Raw genomic sequence first — 872 nt, 5'->3', positions numbered from 1 at the left:
ACTTCTATTCCTACCCCAATATGTTTATCGGTGGGAATAGCGGTTGAGCTTTTTTATTTCCAATAGTCAAAGGTGTTCGTCAATGTCACGTACTATTATGCTTATCCCTACAAGCGCTGGTGTTGGTCTTACTAGTGTTAGCATGGGTGTTCTTCGCGCTATGGAGCGTAAGGGCGTAAGTGTTTCTTTCTACAAGCCAATCGCTCAACCTCGTAGCGGTGGTAACCAGCCAGATTTAACCTCTACTATCATCAGCGCGAATAGCGACATTAAGATTGGTGAGCCAATCGCAATGACAAAAGCTGAAGCTTTGATCGGTAGTGAAAAAACGGATGAGCTTCTTGAATCTGTTGTTGAGCAATACAACAAAATCAACAAAGACGCTGAAGTAACGCTAATCGAAGGCCTAGTCCCTACTCGTAAGCACCCGTTTGCAAACCAAGTGAACGCAGAAATCGCAAAAACGCTTGGCGCAGAGATCGTATTCGTTGCGACTCCTGGTACTGACAACCCTACGCAACTTAAAGAGCGTATCGAAGTAGCATGTTCTAACTTCGGCGGTACTAAGAACAAGAATATCAAAGGCGTAATCATCAACAAGCTTAACGCTCCTGTTGATGAAGCTGGTCGTACTCGCCCTGACCTATCTGAAATCTTTGATGATGCAGACAGCGCTCAGCAAGCGAACCTTGAAGTAATGCAAATCTTCAACTCTAGTCCTATCCGTGTTCTTGGCTGTGTGCCATGGAGCATCGACCTAATCGCAACTCGTGCGGTTGATATGGCTAAGCACCTTAACGCTGAAATCGTTAACGAAGGTGAAATCTCAACTCGTCGTATTAAGAGCATCACTTTCTGTGCACGTTCTCTAC

The 872-nt window shown here is 45.1% G+C and carries 1 protein-coding gene; it reads left to right on the top strand.

Annotated features, from left to right (window positions below; genetic code table 11):
- Positions 1-82 precede the first annotated feature (82 nt).
- Positions 83-872 (top strand): AAA family ATPase (locus AB4653_RS27830; RefSeq protein WP_372105864.1); only part of this gene is annotated, 790 nt, incomplete at its 3' end.

Origin of the sequence: Vibrio sp. 10N.222.48.A3 (assembly GCF_041475345.1) — a bacterium.
GTDB lineage: Bacteria > Pseudomonadota > Gammaproteobacteria > Enterobacterales > Vibrionaceae > Vibrio > Vibrio tasmaniensis_A.
The sequence above is the reverse complement of the archived record's forward strand: the minus strand, read 5'-3'. Positions and strand labels throughout refer to the sequence as shown.